At 73.8% G+C, this 20,659-nt stretch carries 18 protein-coding genes and 2 pseudogenes; 14 read left to right on the top strand and 6 right to left on the bottom strand.

Annotation, left to right across the window (positions count from 1 at the left end):
• The first annotated feature begins 273 nt into the window (after window positions 1-273).
• The 5 genes from ACSU6M_RS09615 to ACSU6M_RS09595 all read left to right on the top strand — a co-directional run bounded on the left by ACSU6M_RS09615 (window position 274) and on the right by ACSU6M_RS09595 (window position 6,881).
• The gene (locus ACSU6M_RS09615) at window positions 274-2,307 is read left to right on the top strand and encodes a hypothetical protein (RefSeq protein WP_437068717.1); all 2,034 of its coding nucleotides are present in this window, start codon (window positions 274-276) and stop codon (window positions 2,305-2,307) included.
• 131 nt (window positions 2,308-2,438) lie between these two features.
• A complete protein-coding gene (gene pelF, locus ACSU6M_RS09610) occupies window positions 2,439-3,959 on the top strand; it encodes a GT4 family glycosyltransferase PelF (RefSeq protein ID WP_437068716.1) in 1,521 nt (506 codons plus the stop codon).
• The gene (locus tag ACSU6M_RS09605) at window positions 3,956-5,458 is read left to right on the top strand and encodes a hypothetical protein (protein ID WP_437068715.1); all 1,503 of its coding nucleotides are present in this window, start codon (window positions 3,956-3,958) and stop codon (window positions 5,456-5,458) included. Before pelF ends, ACSU6M_RS09605 begins: the two co-directional genes overlap by 4 nt.
• Window positions 5,455-6,090: a spherulation-specific family 4 protein gene (locus ACSU6M_RS09600; protein ID WP_437068713.1), complete on the top strand. Its 636-nt coding sequence runs from the start codon at window positions 5,455-5,457 to the stop codon at window positions 6,088-6,090. Before ACSU6M_RS09605 ends, ACSU6M_RS09600 begins: the two co-directional genes overlap by 4 nt.
• Window positions 6,087-6,881, top strand: coding sequence for an endo alpha-1,4 polygalactosaminidase (locus ACSU6M_RS09595; protein WP_437068711.1), 795 nt, complete (start codon window positions 6,087-6,089; stop codon window positions 6,879-6,881). Before ACSU6M_RS09600 ends, ACSU6M_RS09595 begins: the two co-directional genes overlap by 4 nt.
• Window positions 6,882-6,895: 14 nt before the next feature.
• On the opposite strand, the gene ACSU6M_RS09590 is transcribed toward ACSU6M_RS09595, so the two are convergent.
• A complete protein-coding gene (locus tag ACSU6M_RS09590; RefSeq protein ID WP_437068710.1) occupies window positions 6,896-7,678 on the bottom strand; it encodes an adenosylcobinamide-GDP ribazoletransferase in 783 nt (260 codons plus the stop codon).
• Between the two features lie 66 nt (window positions 7,679-7,744).
• Between ACSU6M_RS09590 and ACSU6M_RS09585 the strand changes: the two genes are divergently transcribed.
• Window positions 7,745-8,515, top strand: a complete 771-nt coding sequence (locus tag ACSU6M_RS09585; protein ID WP_437068708.1) for a hypothetical protein — start codon at window positions 7,745-7,747, stop codon at window positions 8,513-8,515.
• A 240-nt stretch (window positions 8,516-8,755) separates the two neighbouring features.
• Here ACSU6M_RS09585 and cobT read toward each other — a convergent pair whose 3' ends face one another.
• Window positions 8,756-9,841 (bottom strand): nicotinate-nucleotide--dimethylbenzimidazole phosphoribosyltransferase, encoded by a 1,086-nt coding sequence (gene cobT, locus ACSU6M_RS09580; RefSeq protein WP_437068706.1) that lies wholly within the window; start codon window positions 9,839-9,841, stop codon window positions 8,756-8,758.
• A gap of 160 nt (window positions 9,842-10,001) precedes the next feature.
• On the opposite strand from cobT, the gene ACSU6M_RS09575 reads away from it, so the two are divergent.
• Window positions 10,002-10,724 carry a class I SAM-dependent methyltransferase gene (locus tag ACSU6M_RS09575; RefSeq protein ID WP_437068704.1) on the top strand — a complete coding sequence of 241 codons (723 nt, stop codon included), beginning with the start codon at window positions 10,002-10,004 and terminating at the stop codon, window positions 10,722-10,724.
• A gap of 66 nt (window positions 10,725-10,790) precedes the next feature.
• Here the strand turns inward: ACSU6M_RS09575 and ACSU6M_RS09570 are convergent, their stop codons facing one another.
• Window positions 10,791-11,999, bottom strand: a complete 1,209-nt coding sequence (locus tag ACSU6M_RS09570) for a bifunctional adenosylcobinamide kinase/adenosylcobinamide-phosphate guanylyltransferase (protein WP_437068702.1) — start codon at window positions 11,997-11,999, stop codon at window positions 10,791-10,793.
• 164 nt (window positions 12,000-12,163) lie between these two features.
• Between ACSU6M_RS09570 and ACSU6M_RS09565 the strand changes: the two genes are divergently transcribed.
• Entirely contained in the window at window positions 12,164-12,379 is a 216-nt protein-coding gene (locus ACSU6M_RS09565) for a hypothetical protein (protein WP_437068701.1), read from the top strand.
• 4 nt (window positions 12,380-12,383) lie between these two features.
• Here the strand turns inward: ACSU6M_RS09565 and ACSU6M_RS09560 are convergent, their stop codons facing one another.
• The 3 genes from ACSU6M_RS09560 to ACSU6M_RS09550 form a co-directional block, all read right to left on the bottom strand.
• Window positions 12,384-13,454 (bottom strand): S1C family serine protease, encoded by a 1,071-nt coding sequence (locus tag ACSU6M_RS09560; RefSeq protein WP_437068699.1) that lies wholly within the window; start codon window positions 13,452-13,454, stop codon window positions 12,384-12,386.
• Between the two features lie 534 nt (window positions 13,455-13,988).
• The gene (locus tag ACSU6M_RS09555) at window positions 13,989-14,693 is read right to left on the bottom strand and encodes a methyltransferase domain-containing protein (protein ID WP_437075079.1); all 705 of its coding nucleotides are present in this window, start codon (window positions 14,691-14,693) and stop codon (window positions 13,989-13,991) included.
• A gap of 80 nt (window positions 14,694-14,773) precedes the next feature.
• Window positions 14,774-15,412 carry a DUF3043 domain-containing protein gene (locus ACSU6M_RS09550; protein WP_437075077.1) on the bottom strand — a complete coding sequence of 213 codons (639 nt, stop codon included), beginning with the start codon at window positions 15,410-15,412 and terminating at the stop codon, window positions 14,774-14,776.
• Between the two features lie 251 nt (window positions 15,413-15,663).
• Here ACSU6M_RS09550 and ACSU6M_RS09545 point away from each other — a divergent pair, with 251 nt between their 5' ends.
• From ACSU6M_RS09545 to ACSU6M_RS09520, 6 genes and pseudogenes are all read left to right on the top strand, one after another.
• Window positions 15,664-16,458: a PspA/IM30 family protein gene (locus ACSU6M_RS09545; RefSeq protein ID WP_437068697.1), complete on the top strand. Its 795-nt coding sequence runs from the start codon at window positions 15,664-15,666 to the stop codon at window positions 16,456-16,458.
• Between the two features lie 21 nt (window positions 16,459-16,479).
• Window positions 16,480-16,758, top strand: a complete 279-nt coding sequence (gene pspAA / locus ACSU6M_RS09540) for a PspA-associated protein PspAA (RefSeq protein WP_437068696.1) — start codon at window positions 16,480-16,482, stop codon at window positions 16,756-16,758.
• 151 nt (window positions 16,759-16,909) lie between these two features.
• On the top strand, window positions 16,910-18,088 hold the full coding sequence (locus ACSU6M_RS09535; protein WP_437075075.1) for a histidine kinase: 1,179 nt from the start codon (window positions 16,910-16,912) through the stop codon (window positions 18,086-18,088).
• A gap of 3 nt (window positions 18,089-18,091) precedes the next feature.
• A complete protein-coding gene (locus ACSU6M_RS09530) occupies window positions 18,092-18,772 on the top strand; it encodes a response regulator (protein WP_437068694.1) in 681 nt (226 codons plus the stop codon).
• Between the two features lie 141 nt (window positions 18,773-18,913).
• Window positions 18,914-19,567, top strand: a pseudogene (locus ACSU6M_RS09525) (serine/threonine-protein kinase); the annotation flags it as partial.
• Window positions 19,541-20,659, top strand: a pseudogene (locus ACSU6M_RS09520) (outer membrane protein assembly factor BamB family protein); the annotation flags it as partial. The pseudogenes ACSU6M_RS09525 and ACSU6M_RS09520, both read left to right, overlap by 27 nt.

Genomic DNA, 20,659 nt, shown 5'->3' with positions numbered 1-20,659 from the left:
AGCCGACCCTAGATCCGGGGTGAGCCTGCGCTCCCCACCGGGTCCCACCTATACGGCGCATGCCTGGGACGAGACTACGCGCGTACGCGCATTCGCTCATTCCTCCGGACGTTCACCTGACGGTGGCGTCGTGGTTATTTCACGATCCTCACACCCGGTGAACTGAGTCACACTCATCGCGTTCGGATGAGCGGCGAGCATTCCGCTTTGAATGATTTCCACGGATCCCTCGTTCCATGGGCAGAGGGGATCTTCTGGGGGGAGGACCAGAAAATGGCGCAGAGCGTGCGCAGCTGGAGAATCGCGGCGACGGCCGTGTCGGTCACCGGCCTGCTGGCCGTGGGCCTGGGGGCACCGGGGGCGTCGGCCGCCGCCGCACCGCGTATCGACCTGAGGGTGCTGGTGGTCGACAACGGCGACAGCGCGGTCCGTGCGATCGCCGCCCAGCTGAGGAGCACCGGCATCCCGTACACCACCCTCGACCTCACGGACCCGGACCGTCCGGCCGTCACCGCCGCCTTCCTCAGCGACACCGTGAACGGCACGCCCCGCGCCCGGTACCAGGGCGTCGTCCTCCCCAACGAGGCGCCCTTCGGCCCCGGTTCGGCCGAGCAGACCGCCCTGGAGACCTACGAGCGGACGTACGGCATCCCGCAGGTCGACGCCTACACCTGGGCGCACCCCGGCGTCGGACTCGACTACACCAGCGAGGGCGGCTGGGCCGGCGCCCTCGACGGGCGCGAGGCCGCGGTCACCCCCGCCGGCAGGGCGGGCCGCTTCGGCTACCTCGACGGCGCCTTCACCTTCGAGGACAACGACCCGGCCGTCCAGGAGAGCTACGGCTACGTCGCCCGCCCGCGGCCCGGCTTCACGTCGTACGTCGACATCCCGGTGCCCGCCGGCACCGGCCGCGGCAGCCTGGTCGGCGAGTACGTCCACGACGGGCGCCGCGAGCTGGTCGTCACCTTCGCCTACAACCAGCACCAGCAGCAGTTCCGGCTGCTGGCCCGCGGCATCGTGGAGTGGCTGACCGACGGCGTCCACCTGGGCCGGGACCGCAACTACTTCGCCGTGCACATCGACGACGTCTTCGCCCCCGACAGCCGCTGGGACACCGAGCGCAACTGCACACCGGGCGACTTCGACTGCCCCGGCGGCGACGGCGAGGGCACCACGCCGATCCGGATGACCGCCGAGGACGCCGCCTACGCCGCCCAGTGGCAGCGCGAGCGGGGCTTCGTGATGGACATGGTCTACAACGCCGGCTCCGGCGAGCAGTGGAAGGCGCAAGCCGGCGGCACCGACCCGCTCACCGACCGGCTGCTCGCCGACAAGGCGCAGTACCGCTGGATCAACCACACCTACACCCACCCCTTCCTCGGCTGCGTCCAGGACACCTCCACCGTGCCCTGGACCTGCGCGAAGAACGCCGACGGGGCGACGAGGTACATGAGCCGCTCCGAGATCTCCGCCCAGATCCGGAACAACAACAACTGGGCCGCCGCCAAGGGCCTGCCCGTCGACCGCACCGAACTGGTCACCGGCGAGCACTCCGGCCTGAGGACCCTCCCGCAGCAGCCCGAGGACAACCCCAACCTGGCCGGCGCCCTCGCCGACAACGGCGTGCGGTGGATCGCCTCGGACAACTCCCGCGAACCCCGGCAGCGGCCCGTCGGCAGCGCCCTGACCGTGCCCCGCCACCCGATGAACGTGTACTACAACACGGGCACCGAGGCCGAGATGGCCGACGAGTACAACTGGATCTACACCTCCGCGGCCGACGGCGGCAGCGGCCTGTGCGAGAACAACCCCACCTCCACCTGCCTGCCCGAGCCGCTGGACCTCGCCACCGGCTACGACGACCACATCGTCCCGCAGGAGGCCCGCACCGCCCTCGGCCACGCGATCTCCAACGACCCGCGCCCGCACTACGCCCACCAGTCGAACCTGGCCGAGGACCGCATCCTCTACCCGGTCATGGACAAGGTCCTCGCCGACTACCGCGCCCTCTTCGCCGACAACACCCCGCTGGAGAACCTCCGCCAGAGCGCCATCGGCACGGAGCTCAAGCGCCGCGCGGCCTGGGAGACGGCCCTGGCGAACGGCAGGGTCACGGCGTACCGGATCGGCACGACGGTCACCATCACGGCGCCTTCGGGGGTCCAGATCCCGGTGACAGCTCCCGAGGGCACGAGGAAGCAACTGGTGCTCGGCACCACGGCCTTCGGCACGCCATACGCAGGCCAGCGGTCGGCATGGACAGCGCCGGAGCTGCTCCAGAGCGGAGTCACGCTGAAGCTGCCCTGAAGGGGCGCGGGGCTGTACCGATATGCGGCTCCGCCGCGTGGGCGCGACCAGCCCACCACAACACGGCAGCGCCGGGGGACGGGCAGCAGTTCCCCACACCACATCCGCACAGGGGGGAAGCAAGCGCAGCGATGCGTACCGGCCGTCACGTCACCATGCTCACGGAGGGCACGTACCCGCACGTCCACGGAGGGGTCAGCACCTGGTGCGACCAACTCGTCAAGGGCATGCCGGACGTCGACTTCCACGTCGTCTCCATCACCGGAACCGGCCGGGAACCCGTCACCTGGGAGCTACCGCCCAACGCCTACCGGCACACCACCGTCCCCACCTGGGGCCCGAGGCCGGGCCGCGGACGCCCCCCGTACGGCAGGGCCCGCCGCCGCTTCACCGACGCCTACGAGCGGTTCCTGCTCTCCTTCCTGGACCCGGAGTCCGCCTGCGACTTCGGCGAGGCCCTGACCGACCTGGCCCGCCTCGCCCGCGACGGCCGCCTGTCGGCAGCCCTCCGCACGGAGACCGCGCTGCGCTCGCTGATGTGGATCTGGACCATGCCGCATCTGCCGACCGCCGCCGCCCGCCCCACCGTGCACGACGCCCTCACCGCCACCGACCTGCTGGAACACGCCCTGCGCCCGCTGGGCACGCCGGTCCCCGAGGACTCCGTCGCGCACGCGGTGAGCAGCGGTCTGGCCACGCTGCCCGCCCTCGCCGCCCGCGCCCTGGACGGCGTACCGTTCCTGCTCACCGAACACGGCATCTATCTGCGCGAGCGCTACCTCGGCTACGGCCGGGACGGCCAGCGCTGGCCCGTGAAGGCGTTCATGCTCGGCTTCTACCGTGAACTCAATTCACACGGATACAGGAGCGCCGACCTGATCACACCCTGCAACGAGTGGAACCGCCGCTGGGAGGAACGCGGCGGCGCCGACCCGGCGCGCGTGCGGACCGTCTACAACGGCGTCGACCCCGCCGCCTTCCCGCACGCCGGACCCGAACCCGACGTCCCCACCCTCACCTGGTGCGGCCGCGTCGACCCCATCAAGGACCTGGAAACCCTGATCCGCGCCTACGCCCTGGTCCGCACCGAGCTGCCCGAGACCCGGCTGCGCCTGTTCGGCCCGGTCCCGCCCGGCGGCGAGCCCTACCGGACGCGACTGGAGAAGCTCGCCGCGGAACTCGGCGTCACCGACGGCCTCACCTTCGAGGGCCGCGTCACCGAGGTGTGGCGCGCCTACGCGGCCGGCCATGTCGTCATGCTGTCGTCGATCTCCGAGGGCTTCCCGTTCTCCATCATCGAGGCCATGTCCTGCGGCCGTACGACGGTCTCCACCGATGTCGGCGGGGTGCGCGAGGCGGTCGGCGACACCGGACTCGTCGTACCGCCGCGCGAACCGGAGAAGATGGCGGCGGCGGCCCTCACCCTGCTGAAGGACCACGAACGGCGGCGGCAGCTCGCCGAGCTGTCCCGCCAGCGGGTCATCGACCGCTTCACCCTCCGCCGCTGCGTGGAGCACTTCCGCACGATCTACCAGGAGCTCGCCGGTCTGCCCGAGGCATACGAGCCGACGGTCGAGACGGTCGCCGACTGGACCCTGGAGCTGCGCGACCCCTGGTACGCGGCCGTCGCGACGGAAGGCGCCGACTGGTGAGCGGCAGCGTGTGGCTGCCGCCCGGCGCCCGCCCCGACTCCCTGCCCGCCGTCCCCCGGCAGCGCACCGCGCCCAGCTGGGCCGAGCCCGACCCGGTCGACGAACTCGCCGACCGCCTGGAGGACTTCATCGCCGCGGCCGTCCACCCCGACGAGATAGCCGCCCTGCTGGAGTCCGACGGCATGTCGGACGACCGGATACGCCAGACCTACGGCGTGAAGAACTCCTTCGCGCTCGCCGAGGAGCTCTACGCCCGCGTCGACCGCCGCCCCCCGGAACCCGAGAACCCCGTCCCCGACCCCTGGCGGACCAGCCTGCTCGGCTGTCTCGTCCGCGGCGTCGTCTTCGCCCTCCCCGGCCTCGCCTACGTCCTCGGCGCCCCCCTGCTCGCCGGCCCCGGGAACGACCTCGGCCTGCCCGCCGGCACGGTCCCGCTGCTCGCCGGTGCGCTGACCGGCTGGACCTGGAACCAGGGCCTGTCCCACCGCGCCTACTCCTGGCTCGGCCTCGGCGACCGCACGGCCGCCCGCCGCTGCCTCCTCGTCGGCGCCCCCGTCGGCGCCGTCCTGGGCGCGCTGAGCGCCCTCGCCGTCACCGGCACCGCCGACCCCGGCGCCCTCGCCTTCGCGGCGGGCCAGTCCGTCTACCTGGGCGCGGCCACGGTCCTGCTGGTGATGGGCCGCGAACGGCACCTGCTGTACGCCCTGCTGCCGATGGCCGTCGCCGCCGCCCTGACCCCGGTGCTCCCGGTCCCGCCCCCCGTCCGCTACCCGCTCCTGCTCGGCTCCCTGGCCACCGTGGCCGTCCTCGCCCTGCGCGAGGTGGCGCCCGCCCTGAAGGACCAGGGGTGGACGGCGGGCCTCACGGCCCTGTGGCCCTTCGGCTCCTACGGCGGTCAGGAGCACCGGCGCGGCGGTACGGGCCCGTGGCTGGCCGCATCCCTGCCGTACGCCCTGTTCGGGCTCGGCAGCGGCGTGCTCGTGCTCTACGCGGCCATTGGCGACGTCCTCGCGGGCGGGACGACGAGCGCGGTCGCGGCCCCCGCGGCCGTCGCGCTCACCCTGAGCATGGGCCCCGCCGAGTGGCTGCTCCACCGCTTCCGCAGCGGCAGCCTCACCGGCCTGCGCTCCACCGCCACCGCGCGCGCCTTCCGCCGGGCCACCGCCCTCATGGTGGCCCGCTGCCTCACCGGCTACCTCGCCGTGCTGCTCGCCCTCGCCGTGACCGCCGCCGCGCTCTGGCCCCGCTCCCCGGAGCTCACCGGCCCACGCCTGACCGGCCTGCTGCTGCTCGGCGTGGTCGTGTGGACCGGCCTGCTGCTCCAGTCCTTCGGCGCGATCATCGGCGCGGCCACCGTCTGCTGCGCGGCGGCCCTCGCCCAGACCCTGCTCCTGCTCACCCACACGCACGGGACGGCACCGCTGGTGTACGGGGTCGCGGCGGCCGTCCAGACGGCGCTGGCCTGCCTGCTGCTGGGAAGGGCGACGGCCCACCGATGAGCACCCTGCTGGTCCCGTACTACGAACACCCCGCCGTCCGCCCCGCCGAATGGGCCGCGATCCTCGCCGCCGCCTCCCGACTCCACGGCGTGGTCCTCAACCCGGCCAGCGGCCCGGGCGAGCGCCCCGACCCGGAGTTCGCGGACACGGCCGCCCGCCTGCGGGCAGCAGGCGTCCGCGTCCTCGGCTACACCGACACCGCCTACGGCCGGCGCCCGCACGCCGACGTGGTCCGCGACCTGACCCGCCACCGCGCCTGGTACGGCACCGACGGCGCCTTCCTCGACCAGGCGGCCTCGGCCCCCGAAGCCCTCCCGTACTACCGCCGCCTCGCCTCTGCGGCCTGGACCTCGGGCGCCGCCACCCTCGTCCTCAACCACGGCACGCCACCGCACCCCTCCTACGCGGGCGTCGCCGACGTCCTGGTCACCTTCGAGGGCACCTGGGAGACGTACCGGCACCTCCCGCCCCAGCCGCGCTACGCCCCCGGCACCCGGATCTGCCACCTGGTGCACGGCGTACCGGCGGGTGCCGCGTTCCGGGTGCGGGGCGCCGACCTGCACTGTGCCGTCCCGGGGACGGGGGATCATCCTTGGGGTACGTTGCCGCACACCATGGAGCCCGCCCGGTGAGACGCCCCGCCCTTCTGCTCGCCCTGCTCCTCCTGCTCCTGGCCGCCTGCACCTCCGGCTCCGACGACGACGAGGGCGAGCCGGCCCCCGCGGAGCGCTGGCGGCCGCGCCCCGGCACCGCCTGGCAGTGGCAGCTCAGCGGCCGCCTGGACACCTCCGTGGACGTGCCGGTGTACGACATCGACGGCTTCGACCATGACGCGGACACGGTCGCCGCGCTGCACGCCGACGGCCGCAAGGTCATCTGCTACCTCTCCACCGGCGCCTGGGAGGACTGGCGCCCCGACGCCGGAGCGTTCCCCCGGTCCCTGCTCGGCCGGGGCAACGGCTGGAAGGGCGAGCGCTGGCTGGACATCCGCCGCACCGACGTCCTCGGACCGCTGATGGCGGCCCGTCTGGACATGTGCCGGGAGAAGGGCTTCGACGCGGTCGAGCCGGACAACATGGACGGCTACGCCAACGCCACCGGCTTCCCCCTGACCGCGGCCGACCAGCTGCGCTACAACCGCCTGATCGCCCGCCTGGCCCACGACCGCGGCATGTCGGTCGGCCTCAAGAACGACCTCGATCAGATCCCCGAGCTGGTGGACGACTTCGACTTCGCGGTCAACGAGCAGTGCGCCCAGTACGGGGAATGCGCCGCCCTCACGCCCTTCGTCGAGGCCGGCAAGGCCGTCTTCCACGTGGAGTACGAGCTGCCGACCCGCGGCTTCTGCCCGCAGACGAGGAAACTGGGCCTGAGCTCGATGCTGAAGAGATACGACCTGGACGCCTGGCGCCGCCCCTGCTGAACCCCGGCACTCGCTCAGCCGAGCACCAGCACCACGAGCGCCGCCGTGCCCGCACTCTCCGCCAGCCCCCCGAACACATCCCCGGTCACCCCGCCGAACCGCCGCACACAGTGCCGCAGCAGCACCTCCGCGGCACCGAGGGCGACCACCACGGCGAGGACGGCCCGTACGGCGTCGTACGCCCCGAAAGCCGCGCCCCCGAGCGCGGTGAGCGCGACGACCACCGCGGCCACCCCGAAGGCCGCCCGCACCGGCACCACCCCCGCGACGGCCGCCCCCAGCCCCTCCGGCCGGGCCGCGGGCACCCCCACGCGCGCGGCCAGGGTGAGCGCGAGCCGCGCGGCGGTGGCCGAGACGACGGCGGCGAACACACCCCGCGCCCATGAGTCCCCGTACACCTCCGCCAGGGCCGCGACCTGGGCGAACAGCACGAACAGCAGCGTGATCACCCCGAACGGCCCGATGTCCGACCGCTTCATGATCACCAGCGCGTCCTCCGCCGGCTTCCCGCTGCCGAGCCCGTCCGCGGTGTCGGCGATCCCGTCCAGATGCAGCCCCCGGGTGAGGACGGCCGGCACGGCCACGGTCGCGACGGCGGCGAGCAGCGGGCCGGCCCCGAGCGCCAGCAGAAGCAGCCCCGCCGCACCGGCGGCCAGCCCCACCACCGCCCCCACCAGCGGAGCGCACCGCATGCCGCCGCGCGCGGCCTCCCGGTCCCAGCGCGTCACGCGCACGGGCAGCACGGACAGCGTGCCGAAGGCGAAGCGGAGGCCGTGAGCAGCGGGTATCGAAGGCACGGCGGCAGGCTACGCGACGGCGTAACACGGCGGGCGCGCGCACCCGGGCCGACGGAGACTGCGCCCATGGGCGACTGGTTCCACCGCAACATCACCGAGCCGGGCAAGCTGCCGCTGCTGCTCGCACTGCTCGCGTTCGTGGTGACGTTCCTGGTGACCCGCGTCATCACCCGGCTGATCCGCGCCGGCCGCGGTCCGTTCCGTAACGTCGAGTCGAGCGGCGGGGTGCACATCCATCACGTCGTGCCGGGTGTGGTGCTGACCCTGGTGGGCGGTTTCGGGGCCGTCGCCGGTGGCCGGCACGGTGTCGGATCGGGGCTCGCCGCGGTGGTCTTCGGGATCGGCGCGGGGCTGGTGCTCGACGAGTTCGCGCTGATCCTGCACCTGGACGACGTGTACTGGACCGAGGAGGGGCGCAAGAGCGTGGAGATGGTCGTGCTCACCGCGGCGGTGGTGGGCCTGCTGCTGCTCGGCTTCTCGCCGTTCGGTGTCGACGGCCTCTCCGACGACGAGGTCCAGGGCCGGGGCACCGCGCTCGCGACGATCGGCGTGAACTTCACCTTCGCCCTGGTGGCCCTCGGCAAGGGCAAGGCCCGTACCGCGCTGTTCGGCGCGATCGTCCCCCTCGTCGCCCTGATCGGCGCCGTCCGCCTGGCCCGTCCGGGCTCGCTGTGGGCCCGGCGCTTCTACGCCCGCCGCCCGCGCGCCCGCGCCCGCGCGAGGCTCCGCGCCTACCGCCACGACCGCCGCTGGTCCGGCCCCGCCCGCCACCTCCAGAACTGGCTTGGCGGCACCCCGGACCCGACCCCGCCGAAGCCCCCCGACGCCCGCCGCTGAGGGCCCGGCGCCTGCCCGCGCCCCGGACCATGGACCGGCGCTCCGGGGCTCGCCTCGGCCCTGACGTCGTCCGCCGCGACGGTGTGCTCGGCCCTGACGTCGTCCGTCGCGACGGTGTGCTCGGCCCTGACGTCGTCCGTCGCGACGGTGCTCGGTCCTCACGTCGTCCGCCGCGACGGTGCTCGGCCACCCCGGCGGAGGCGGCGGAGGCGGGCGGTGCCGGACCGGTGTGGCCGCGGCTCAGTCCTCCGCCGGCTTCTCCTCCGCCTGCTCCGCAAGGTCCGCCCGCTCCGGCAGTTCCGCCGCCAGCGCCGCCGCGGCCTGGACCAGCGGCAGGGCGAGCAGGGCGCCCGCGCCCTCGCCCACCGTCAGTCCCTGGGCGACAAGCGGCTCCAGGGCCATCCGGTCCAGCGCCTTCTCCTGCGCCGGCTCCCCGCTGACGTGCCCGGCCAGCCACCAGTCCGGCGCCCGGAAGGCGACCCGCTGCCCGACGAGCGCACAGGCCGCGGCGACCACACCGTCCAGCACGACCGGCATCTTCCGCACCGCCGCCTGCAGCAGAAAGCCCGTCATCGCGGCCAGGTCCGCCCCGCCGACCGCCGCCAGCAGCTGCAGCTGCTCCCCGAGCACCGGCCGCGCCCGCCGCAGCGCGTCCCGGATCGCCGCGCACTTGCGCATCCACGCCAGGTCGTCGATCGCCTCCCCGCCGCGCCCGGTCACCACCGACGCGTCGGTCCCGCACAGCGCCGCGACCAGCACCCCGGCGGGCGTCGTCCCGCCCACGCTCAGATCGCCGAGCACCACCAGATCCGTACCGGAGTCGGCCTCCTCGTCGGCCACCGCCATGCCCGCCCGGAAGGCGGCCTCCGCCTCCTGAAGGGTCAGCGCGTCCTCGATGTCGATCCGCCCGCTGCCGCGCCGCACCCGGTGCCGCACGACCTCCGCCGGCAGGGTCTCCGGGTCGCAGTCCAGGGCCATGTCGACCACCCGCACCGGCACGCCCTGCCGCCGGGCCAGCACCGCCACCGGCCGGCTGCCCTCCAGCACCCCGCGCACCAGGTCCACGGCCGTGCCCGCGGGCCGCGCGGACACGCCCAGTTCGGCGATCCCGTGGTCACCGGCGAACAGCACGACCCGCGGCCGCTCGATCGGCCGTACCGGCACCGCGCCCTGCGCCGCGGCCAGCCACTCACCCAGTTCGTCCAGGCGCCCCAACGATCCGGGCGGCACGATCTGCCGCTCCCGGCGCGCCTCCGCGTCGCGGCGCACCCCGCCGTCGGGGCGTTCGATCAGATCGGTGAAGTCGTCGAGATTCAGCGAGCTCATTCGCCGAACAGTACCGGGACCGGTCGAACAGGACGCCGCCACGTGGTGGCCCCGAGGCCGCGGCGTCGTTGCACCCAAGATCCATATCCCATACGTTCCGTTTTGCAGCGGATTGTCGTATGTCGCTGTCCGTCGTCCCGGCCGTCCCTGGGAGTCGCCGATGTCCCCCCTGCACGCCGATCCGCGCCGCGACGACTGTCCGTGGTGCGGCTCCAGGAGCCTGCGCAGCCGTACCAAGCCGGGCCCGTTCACCGTCGACGAGTGCGGTGACTGCGCGCATGTCTTCCAGAACCCCAGACCCGTGGCCGTGCCGGCGGCCGACGTGCCGGGTGACGGCGTCCGGGCCGCCGTCACCCGGCTGCGCCACCGCCTCGCCGCCCGCGCGATGCTGCCCTTCCCGGAGCCGGAGAGTTGGCTCGACGTCGGCACGGGGCACGCCGAGTTCCCCGAGACCGCCCGCGCGCTCTTCCCGTACACCGCGTTCGACGGCGTGGACACCACGCCCCGCATCCAGCAGGCCCTCGCGGTGGGCCGCCTCGACGAGGCCCACATCGGCGCGCTGACCGCGCCGGCCGTCCTGACCCGGCTGCGCGCCCGCTACGACGTGGTGAGCCTCCTGCACCACCTCGAACGCACGCCGGATCCCCGCGGGGAGCTGCGGTGCGCTCTGTCGGCGCTGCGGCCCGGCGGGCACATCCTCATCGAGAGCACCGACCCTCGCCGTCTCCCTCTCCCGCGCGTCCCCCACCTGCTGCCGCCCGCCAACCTGCGCGCCGAGCTGGAGGCCGAGGGCTGCGAACTGGTGACGTCCCTGGCCCCCACGCTGCTGGGCCGGGCCCGGGTGTCACGTGCGTACCGGGTGATCGCGCGGAAGCGCGCCTAGGGGGTGTCTCGCCGATCAGGCCGGGCTGATCGACGAGACACCCCCTGGCGAGGGCACCCGCACCGCTCACCCCCGCAGCACCACCGCCTGTCCCGCCACCACCAGCAGCACTTGCTCGCACTCGCCCGCGAACACCGCGTTCAGGCGCCCGAGTTCGTCCCGGTACCGGCGCCCGGACGCGGTGGCCGGCACGATCCCCGACCCCACCTCGTTCGACACGGCGACGACCACCCGCCGCGTCCGCCGCACCGCGTCCGCCAGCTCCCGCACCCGCTCCCGCAGCGCCCGCTCACCGCCGTCCGCCCACTCGGCGTCGTCCCACGCCCCGACGGAGTCCATCGCATCGGTCAGCCACAGGGACAGACAGTCGATCAGCAGCGGCGGCCCGTCGTCCTTCAGCAACGGCACGAGGTCACACGTCTCCACCGTCCGCCACGACCCCGGCCGCCGCTCCCGGTGCGTCGCCACCCGCGCCGCCCACTCGGTGTCCCCGCCGCGCGTGCCCCCGGTTGCCACGTACAGCACATCGGGGAACGACTCCAGCCTCCGCTCGGCCTCCACCGACTTCCCCGACCGCGCCCCGCCCAGCACCAGCGTCCGCCGCGGTACGTCCGGCACGTCCTCGTACGAGCCCACCGTCAGCGTCGTCCCGTCGGGCACGGCCCGTGCCCCCGCCGCCGCGAGCCGCCGCCGCAGCTCGGCACCGGGGGGTACGTCATGGTCCAGATGGACGGCGATGACATCGGTGGTCGCCCCCACCGCGCCCACCGCCCGCAACCGGGCCAGCGCGTCGGGCCGCCCCACCACGTCCGCGAGCACCATGTCGTACGTCTCGGCGAGAGCGCCGCCCTCCTCCAGCCCGGCCGGCGCCCCGCCCGGCGGCAGATACAGCAGCCGCTGCCCGTCCGGCCCGGTCACCGCGTACCCCGTCCCCGGCGCGTCCATCGCCACCGCCCGCACCCGGTGCCCCGTCAGCAGCGCCAACTCCCGCCCGTCCGGCACCCGCCCCGGCTGCGGCAGCCCCGCCGGCACCTCGACGGCCGGCCCGTCGTGGGGGTGCGACAGCAGTACCTGCCGTACGCCCGACAGCGACCTCCCGGCCCGAGCCGCGGCGAAGGCGGCCCCCGGAGTCAGGTCCAGCAGCAGGGCCCCGTCGACCAGGAGCGCCGTGGCAGCACGTGCGTCCGCCCCCAGGGCGATGGCACAGGCCGCACAGGGACAGTCGGGGCGGGGCAGCCCCGCAGGAGCACCGGTGCCGAGCAGAGTGAGTTCCACGCCCCGATTCTCACCGGTCACCGATGAGCACGCCCGCTCGGGACGCCCTTAAGGGGCGCGGGGCCGTCTCGGCATGCGGCTCGGCCGCGTGGGCACGATCTGCCACAGACGGCCCGCACCCGAACGACTACTCTCGTCCCGACGACGATCAAAGGAGGCCCCGCATGGCGACATGGACGTGGCGGTTCGAGAAGGCCGACGGGACGGAGGTCGAACCCGCGGTGCAGCCCGAGGAGTTCACCACCCAGGGAGACGCGGAGTCCTGGATCGGAGAGCACTGGAAAGACCTGGCCGCCGGTGGCGCCGACCAGGTCACCCTGTTCGAGGACACCACGAAGATCTACGGGCCGATGAGCCTGCACGCCGCAGACGCCGAGTAGGCCGTCAGTGCTCGCCTAGCGTGACGTCCACCGTCTTCTCGGCCCCGTCCCGCTCATAGGTGACGGAGACCCTGTCACCCGGCTTCGCCTCGGCCAGCACCTCCGTCAGCGAGGTGATGGTGGTGATCTCCGTGTCACCGAGCCGGGTGATGACGTCCCCGCTCTCCAGCCCGGCCCGCTCGGCCGCCCCGCCCCGCAGGACCTCGACCACGGCGACACCGGCGGCGCGGTAGTCGTCGTCGACGACCGTACGGCCGGTGATGCCGAGCGCCGCCCGCCCCGAGTCGGTCACCCGGCCGTCCCTGACGATCTGTCCGGCGACCGTCTTCACCATGGACGCCGGGATCGCGAACCCGATGCCCGGAGCCGCGCCCTCCCCGAGGCGCGGATCGGTGGCGGCGAGGGTGGGGATGCCGATGACCTCGCCGTCCAGGTTCACCAGCGCGCCCCCGCTGTTGCCGGGGTTGATGGCCGCCGAGGTCTGCACCATGTTCGGGATGGTCGCCCCCGTACCCCCGCCGGAGCGGCCCTCGCTGACGGTGCGTCCGGTCGCCGAGACGATGCCCTGGGTGACGCTGGAGGACAGCCCCAGCGGTGAGCCCATGGCCAGCACGATCTGCCCGACCTCGACCTTCGCCGAGTTCCCGAGCCGCGCGGCCCGCAGGCCCTTCGGCACCCGGTCCAGCTTCACCACGGCCAGGTCCTGCTCGGGGTAGGAGTAGACGAGCCTCGCGGTGAGCGGCTCCTCGCTGTTGGCGGTCGTCACCGCGAACGTCCGCTCGTCGCCGACGACATGCGCGTTGGTGACGATGTGCCCCTCGGTGTCGTAGACGACGCCGGAGCCCAGGTCGTCACGGGCCTGGATCTGCACGACCGACGGCAGGACGTCCCTGATCACCTTCCGGTAGGCATCCTCCAGGGCGTTGCCCGTCTGGCGCGCGGCGGCCTGGGCCGTGATCCGCTTCTCGGTCCTGTGCGTGTCCGGGGAGCCGTCCGAGCAGCCGGACAGCAGCGCGAGACCGCACGACAGGGCGGCGGCGGCCGCCGCGACGGGGCGGAAACGGGAAGCGTCCATGCCCCGAGTCTCACCTCGGGTCGAGGACCGGGCCCGCCCTGCTCACCCGAACGAGGGCGAAGCCGCCGACGCCCCCGACACAGGCGCGGCAGCCCCGAGGCGGGGACGCCGGCGCGCCCCCTACGGAGGCGTGGCCCTTCAGCGCGCCCCCCGCACAGGTCCGGCAGCCCGAGGCGGGGACTTCAGCGCGCAGCCCGCCACAGGCGCGGCAGGCCACGCGGGACGCCAGCCCCCCTCGCGCAGGTAGCGGTAGGCCGGGCGCGACATCAGCCGCCCCCCGCACAGGTGCGGCATCCCGAGGCGGGACGATCAGCGCGCACCCCCGCACAGGTCCGGCAGCCCTAGGCGGGACGATCAGCGCGCGCCCCCTGCCACAGGCGCGGTAGACCTACGCGGGACGTCAGCGCGCCCCCTGCACAGGTAGTGGCAGACCAGGCGGGACGCCGGCCGCCCTCCCTGCACAGGTGGGGCAGCCCGAGGGCGGGACGTCAGCCGTGCGCCCGCCCCAGGCGCGGTAGCCCGAGGTCGGGACCGTCAGCCGCGTACCCCGCACAGGTGCAGCAGTGCCGCGACCGCGCGGTACGGGTCCGTGCGCCCCGCCCGCTCCTCGGCCGCCAGCAGCCGCTCCACGTCGCCGGGGATCTCCGCCCCGTCGGCCGCGGTGTCCGTGAAGACCCGCACCCCGTACCAGGCGTGCAGCGGCGCGCCGATGCCCGCCAGCGTCGCGGTCAGGGTCTCCCGGCGGTCGGCCCGGACGTCCAGGCCGAGGCGGTTGCGGTAGGCGGTCGTGTCGAACGCGGCCAGCGCCCCCGCCCAGTCGCCGGACAGGCCCGGCCGCATGGCCAGCGCGTCGGCGTTGCGCACCAGCAGCGACAGCAGCCCGCCCGGGGCCAGCACCCGCGCCAGCCCGGCCAGCAGCGGGTCGGGCTCCTCGACGTACATCAGCACGCCATGGCACAGCACCACGTCGAAGCTGCCCGGCAGGAAGTGCACACCGGTGTCCCGGCCGTCGCCCTCGACGATCCGCATCCGCTCCCGGATACCCTCCGGCTGGGCGGACAGCGCCTCCCGAGCCGCGGCGATCATCCTGGCGTCGCGCTCGACCCCGGTGACCTGGTGGCCGAGCCGGGCCAGCCGCAGCGCCTGCGTGCCCTGGCCCATCCCGACGTCGAGCACCCGCAACCGCTGCCCGACCGGGAAGCGCCCGGCTATCTGCTCGTCGAGCTGCCGGGCGACCAGCTCCTGTCGTACGACATCACGCAGCCCGCCCAGCCCGCTGAGCCAGGCGTCGGCCGCGCCCCCGGAGAATGCGGCAGTGCTCAGGGCCGCTCTCCACGCTTGACCTGCGGCTTCGGCAGCCGGAGCCGGCGCATCTGGAGGCTGCGCATCAGGGCGTAGGCGACCGCGCCGCGCTTGTTCTCGTCGGGGAAGCGCTCACGCAGCGCCCGCTTCAGACGGAAGCCCGTGACGATCGAGTCGAGCACGATCAGCACGATGACGACCAGCCACAGCAGCAGCGCGAGCGACTGCACGTTGGCCACGCGGATCACGCTCAGCACGAGGATGATCACGGCCATCGGCAGGAAGAACTCGGCGATGTTGAAGCGCGAGTCGACGAAGTCGCGGGCGAAGCGGCGCACCGGACCCTTGTCGCGCACCGGCAGATAACGCTCGTCACCGCCGGCCAGCGCCTGGCGCTGCCGCTCCAGGGCGGCACGGCGCTCCTCACGCTGCCGCTTGGCGGCCTCCTTGCGCGTCATGGGCGTGTTGGCGACGCTGCGGCGCTGGCTCTGGGCCTCGCTGCGCTTGGGCGTCGGCCTGCCCTTGGGGGCCTGCGGGTCACGGGGCTGCTTGGAGTCGGTCACCGGCGCCCTGTCGGCGGTCGGGGCCTTCTCTTCCTTGGCACGGCTACGGAACACAAAACCCAAGGGTACGGGGTGGTGACGTGTGGACCCCAGCCCCGCGGGGAACGATCCGGCAACGCCGGTCGTCTCTAGGGGGACAGAGGGGACGTTGTGCACACCCCCGGTGACCCCCGGGCCCCTCCGGGATCACCTACTCCTTACGCCGGAGCCGGGAGCGTACGCAGTCGTCCTCGGGGAGGAGCGCATCCGTCCCCGAACAGTGCGTCAATGGAAGCAGGGCCCGTACTGTGGGTTCTGTCGCAGAGCTGGAGCTGGAGTCCGTCAGAAGGGGGCGCGCGAAGCCCATGAGCGGTGTCATGAAGCGTATGGGGATGATCTTCCGCGCGAAGGCGAACAAGGCCCTGGACCGGGCCGAGGACCCGCGCGAGACCCTCGACTACTCGTACCAGAAGCAGCTGGAGCTGCTCCAGAAGGTGCGCCGCGGTGTCGCCGACGTGGCCACCTCGCGCAAGCGGCTGGAGCTCCAGCTCAACCAGCTGCAGCAGCAGTCGGTGAAGCTGGAGGACCAGGGCCGCAAGGCGCTCGCCCTTGGCCGGGAGGACCTCGCCCGCGAGGCGCTGTCCCGCCGCGCCGCGCTCCAGCAGCAGGTGACCGACCTGGAGACCCAGCACGCCACGCTCCAGGGCGAGGAGGAGAAGCTCACCCTCGCGGCCCAGCGGCTCCAGGCCAAGGTCGACGCCTTCCGTACGAAGAAGGAGACCATCAAGGCGACGTACACCGCCGCCCAGGCGCAGACCCGGATCGGCGAGGCGTTCACCGGCATCTCCGAGGAGATGGGCGACGTGGGCCTGGCCATCCAGCGGGCCGAGGACAAGACCGCCCAGCTCCAGGCCCGCGCCGGCGCGATCGACGAGCTGCTGGCCTCCGGCGCGCTCGACGACCCCACGGGCATGGCCAAGGACGACATCCAGGCCGAGCTGGACCGGCTCTCCGGTGGTACGGATGTAGAGCTGGAGCTGCAGCGCATGAAGGCCGAGCTGGCCGGAGGCACGTCCGACCGGCAGGCCATCGAGGGCGGCGGCGGGCAGCAGCAGCCCCAGCAGCAGCCGCAGGACACCCCGCGCTTCGACAAGCAGTAGGCCCACGCCGAGGGAGGCGACATGATCGTACGGATCATGGGGGAGGGGCAGGTGAGGCTGGACGACAGCCACCTCACCGAACTGAACAAGCTGGACGACGAGCTGCTGACCGAACTGGAGGGCGGCGACGAGACCGGTTTCCGGCGCACCTTCCACGCCCTCCTCGGCAAGGTCCGCGAGCTCGGCGCACCGCTTCCGGACGACTCCCTGAAACCCTCGGACCTCATCCTGCCGTCCCCGGACGCGACCCTGGAGGAGGTCCGCGAGATGCTCGGCGACGACGGCCTGATCCCCGGCTAGGAGCCTCCCCCCGAGCATGCCGGGCTCCCTGCTCCGCGCCGCGAGGCGGGGAGGAGTCCCTGGCAACCGGGTCGGCCCGAGTGGGCACGTCCGGGGCCCGCCCCCGATACCGTAAACAGTCGTGACCCCACTCGACCGCGTCCGCGCCCGTATGAAGGCGCACCCGATGGCGCTGGACGCCGCCCTGGCGGCCGGTGTGCTGGTGTGCATGGTGACCGGGTCCTTCGCGGACCCGCACGGCGAGAACGGCGTCACCTGGGGGGTGCGGACGCCGGACCCGCTCAGCCTGCTGCTGATGGGACTCGGCGCCGTCGCGCTGGTGTTCCGCCGCCGCGCCCCCATGACCGTCCTCGGCGCCACCGGTGTGCTGTCCCTCGTCGAGTCCGTGACCGGCGACCCGCGCGCCCCCGTCGCCATGTCGGCGGTCGTGGCGCTGTTCACCGTGGCCGCCTCCACCGACCGGTCGACCACCTTGCGCGTCGGCCCGCTCACCATGATCGTGCTGACCGGCTCGGCCATGATCGCCGGCCCGCTCCCGTGGTACTCCCAGGAGAACCTCGCCATCTTCGCCTGGACCGGCATCGGCGCCACCGCCGGCGACGCCGTGCGCAGCCGCCGCGCGGTCGTCGACGCCATCCGTGAGCGCGCCGAGAAGGCGGAACGCACCCGCGAGGAGGAGGCCCGCCGCAGGGTCGCCGAGGAGCGGCTGCGCATCGCCCGCGATCTGCACGACGTCGTCGCCCACCACATCGCCCTGGTCAATGTGCAGGCCGGGGTCGCCGCCCATGTGATGGACAAGCGCCCCGACCAGGCGAAGGAGGCGCTGGCACATGTCCGGGAGGCCAGCCGGTCGGCGCTGAACGAACTGCGGGCCACGGTCGGGCTGCTGCGGCAGTCCGGCGATCCGGAGGCCCCCACCGAACCGGCGCCCGGCCTCGACCGCCTCGACGAACTGGTCGGCACCTTCCGCGCCGCCGGCCTGCACATCGAGGTCGCCCGCGCCGACGAGGGCACCCATCTGCCCGCCGCCGTCGACCTCGCCGCCTACCGGGTCATCCAGGAGGCCCTGACCAATGTGCAAAAGCACGGCGGGCAGGGCGCGAAGGCCGAGGTCAGCGTGGTCCGGGTGGGCCCGAGCATCGAGATCAGCGTCCTGGACGACGGCGCCGGCGACTGCGCCCCGGCCGACGGCGGCGGCCACGGCCTGCTGGGCATGCGCGAGCGCGTCACCGCCGTACGCGGCACCCTCACCACCGGCCCCCGCTACGGCGGCGGCTTCCGGGTGCACGCCATCCTGCCGGTCAAGACCCCCAGCCCAAGCGAGGACTGACGTATGACGATCCGTGTCCTGCTCGCCGACGACCAGGCCCTGTTGCGCAGCGCCTTCAGGGTCCTCGTCGACTCGGAGCCCGACATGGAGGTGGTGGGGGAGGCGTCCGACGGCGCCGAGGCCGTCCGGCTCACCAGGGAGCGGCAGGCCGACGTGGTGCTGATGGACATCCGGATGCCCGGCACGGACGGCCTCGCGGCCACCCGGCTGATCAGCGCCGACCCCGACCTCGCCCATGTCCGCGTGGTCATCCTGACGACGTTCGAGGTCGACGACTACGTGGTGCAGTCGCTGCGCGCCGGTGCCTCGGGCTTCCTCGGCAAGGGGTCGGAGCCGGACGAACTGCTGAGCGCCATCCGGGTGGCGGCCGGCGGTGAGGCGCTGCTGTCCCCGGCCGCCACCAAGGGACTGATCGCCCGATTCCTCGCCCAGGGCGGCGACGGCGCCGACCACGACCCCGTCCGCTCCGCACGCCTCGACGCCCTCACCGTGCGCGAGCGGGAGGTCCTCGTCCAGGTGGCCGGCGGGCACTCCAACGACGAGATCGCCGAGCGCCTGACCGTCAGCCCGCTCACCGTGAAGACACACGTCAACCGGGCCATGGCCAAGCTCGGCGCCCGCGACCGGGCCCAGCTCGTCGTCATCGCCTACGAGTCGGGCCTGGTGCGCCCGAGGGCGGACTGACCTCACGGCGGCCGCGGACCGCTCGTATCCTGTGAACTCAACTGGCGTTCGGGGGAGAGGGATCGGGGCGTGCCGCTGCACAAAGACGATCCGAAGTCGGTCGGCGGGTACAAGCTGGTCGACCGGCTGGGAGCCGGGGGGATGGGCGTCGTCTACCGGGGCAGGGCGCGCTCGGGGCGCGAGGTCGCCGTGAAGGTGGTGCACGCCCAGTACGCGGAGGATCCCGTCTTCCGCGCCCGGTTCCGGCAGGAGATCGAGGCCGTCCGCAAGGTGAGCGGCGCGTTCACCGCGCCGGTCGTGGACGCCGACGCGGAGGCGGCGCGGCCGTGGATGGCCACCCAGTACGTGCCGGGCCGTTCGCTCGCCGCGTGGATCCGCGAGCAGGGCCCGCTGCGGGGCGGCGAGCTGCGCCGGCTGGCGCTGGGACTGGTGGAGGCGCTGCGGGACATCCACCGGGCCGGGGTGGTGCACCGGGACCTGAAGCCGGCGAACGTCCTGATGGCCGACGACGGCCCCCGCGTCATCGACTTCGGCATATCGCGGGCCGCGGAGGACAGCACGCTGACCGAGACCGGGCAGATGATCGGCACCCCGCCGTTCATGTCCCCGGAGCAGCTCACCGACGCCCGCTCGGTCGTCCCCGCCTCCGACGTCTTCTCGCTGGGCGCGCTGCTGGTGTACTGCGTCACCGGCCGGGGCCCGTTCGACGCCGACAGCCCGTACATGACGGCCTACCGGGTGGTCCACGACGCGCCCGAACTGGACGGCGTGCCCAAGCCGCTGGCGGATGTGCTGGAGCGCTGTCTGGCCAAGGACGCGGCCGAGCGCCCCGGACTGGACGAGCTGGCCCGGGAGTTCGTGGCCGTGCTGCCGGACGGGGAGACGGACGACGACCCGCCGACCTTCGTGCTGCGCGCCGGCGCACCGGCCGAGCCGCCGGTGCCCGCCCGCCGGCGCCGGCGTCCGGTGCTGGCCGTGACCGGCACGGTCGGCGCGCTGGTCCTGGGGCTGACGGCGTATCTGCTGCTCGGGCCCGGACAGGCGGAGGGCGGGGACCGGACGCTGCCGGCCGGCTGGCGGCCCTGGGAGACGACGTTGTCCCAGGCGTCGTCGCTGGGCGGAAGCTGGGCGGTGGGCGCGAGCATCGGCGGCCCCTGGTTCGGTGATCCCCTGTGCCGGCGGCTCGAGGATGCCGTCTACTGCGCGGGTGACAGCCTCCCGCCGGTCAGCCTGGACGCCCGGACCGGCGAGACCCGGTGGCGCACCAAGGTCGCGCTGGCCGCGGACGGGACGGACACGTACGAGGCATCGCTGCTCGGTGTCCGCGACGGCACGATGCTGGTGCGGCAGGCCGTCACCCGCGAGAACGCCGAGACCGCGGACGTCGACGTCCTCGCCCTCGACATCGCGACCGGCGAGCAGCGCTGGAAGCACCGGGTGAAGGACGACAACCTCGACATGGCGCTGTCCGCGGGCCTCGTCATCACCCCTTCGAGCGGCCTGACGACCGTGAGCGCCCGGGATGTGCGCACCGGAGCGGAGCGCTGGACCGCACGGGCACCCAAGGACCGGCACTGCTCGTTCCTGCAGGGCGGCGCCGATGTGTACGCGCTGTGCGACGGGAGCCTGGACGCGGAGGAGCCGCCCGACACCCTCGTCCTGTGGGTGCTGGACCCCGCCGACGGCTCGGAGCGGCGCCTGACCGTGCCGTCCGGGCACGGCGTGCTGGGGTTCCTGGACGGGCGGCTGGTGATGGCGCAGTGGGCCGCGGAGGAGGACGCCACCGCTCAGGCCCCCGCGTACACCCGGATCGTGCTGCTGGATCCGGACACGGGCGCCCGTACGACGGTGAAGCTGGCGAAGGAGTACGAGGGCGAGCCCGCGCTG

Source organism: Streptomyces sp. enrichment culture (assembly GCF_964272895.1).
In the GTDB taxonomy this organism is placed as follows: domain Bacteria; phylum Actinomycetota; class Actinomycetes; order Streptomycetales; family Streptomycetaceae; genus Streptomyces.
This window is presented reverse-complemented; position numbering and strand designations above follow the sequence as displayed.

Coding starts and splice junctions, on each gene's coding strand:
- ACSU6M_RS09545 (WP_437068697.1), top strand. CDS start 15,664: ATGAGCGGTGTCATGAAGCGTATGGGGATGATCTTCCGCGCGAAGGCG.
- ACSU6M_RS09575 (WP_437068704.1), top strand. CDS start 10,002: ATGTCCCCCCTGCACGCCGATCCGCGCCGCGACGACTGTCCGTGGTGC.
- ACSU6M_RS09615 (WP_437068717.1), top strand. CDS start 274: ATGGCGCAGAGCGTGCGCAGCTGGAGAATCGCGGCGACGGCCGTGTCG.
- pelF (WP_437068716.1), top strand. CDS start 2,439: ATGCGTACCGGCCGTCACGTCACCATGCTCACGGAGGGCACGTACCCG.
- pspAA (WP_437068696.1), top strand. CDS start 16,480: ATGATCGTACGGATCATGGGGGAGGGGCAGGTGAGGCTGGACGACAGC.
- ACSU6M_RS09585 (WP_437068708.1), top strand. CDS start 7,745: ATGGGCGACTGGTTCCACCGCAACATCACCGAGCCGGGCAAGCTGCCG.
- ACSU6M_RS09600 (WP_437068713.1), top strand. CDS start 5,455: ATGAGCACCCTGCTGGTCCCGTACTACGAACACCCCGCCGTCCGCCCC.
- cobT (WP_437068706.1), bottom strand. CDS start 9,841: ATGAGCTCGCTGAATCTCGACGACTTCACCGATCTGATCGAACGCCCC.
- ACSU6M_RS09560 (WP_437068699.1), bottom strand. CDS start 13,454: ATGGACGCTTCCCGTTTCCGCCCCGTCGCGGCGGCCGCCGCCGCCCTG.
- ACSU6M_RS09565 (WP_437068701.1), top strand. CDS start 12,164: ATGGCGACATGGACGTGGCGGTTCGAGAAGGCCGACGGGACGGAGGTC.
- ACSU6M_RS09530 (WP_437068694.1), top strand. CDS start 18,092: ATGACGATCCGTGTCCTGCTCGCCGACGACCAGGCCCTGTTGCGCAGC.
- ACSU6M_RS09535 (WP_437075075.1), top strand. CDS start 16,910: ATGAAGGCGCACCCGATGGCGCTGGACGCCGCCCTGGCGGCCGGTGTG.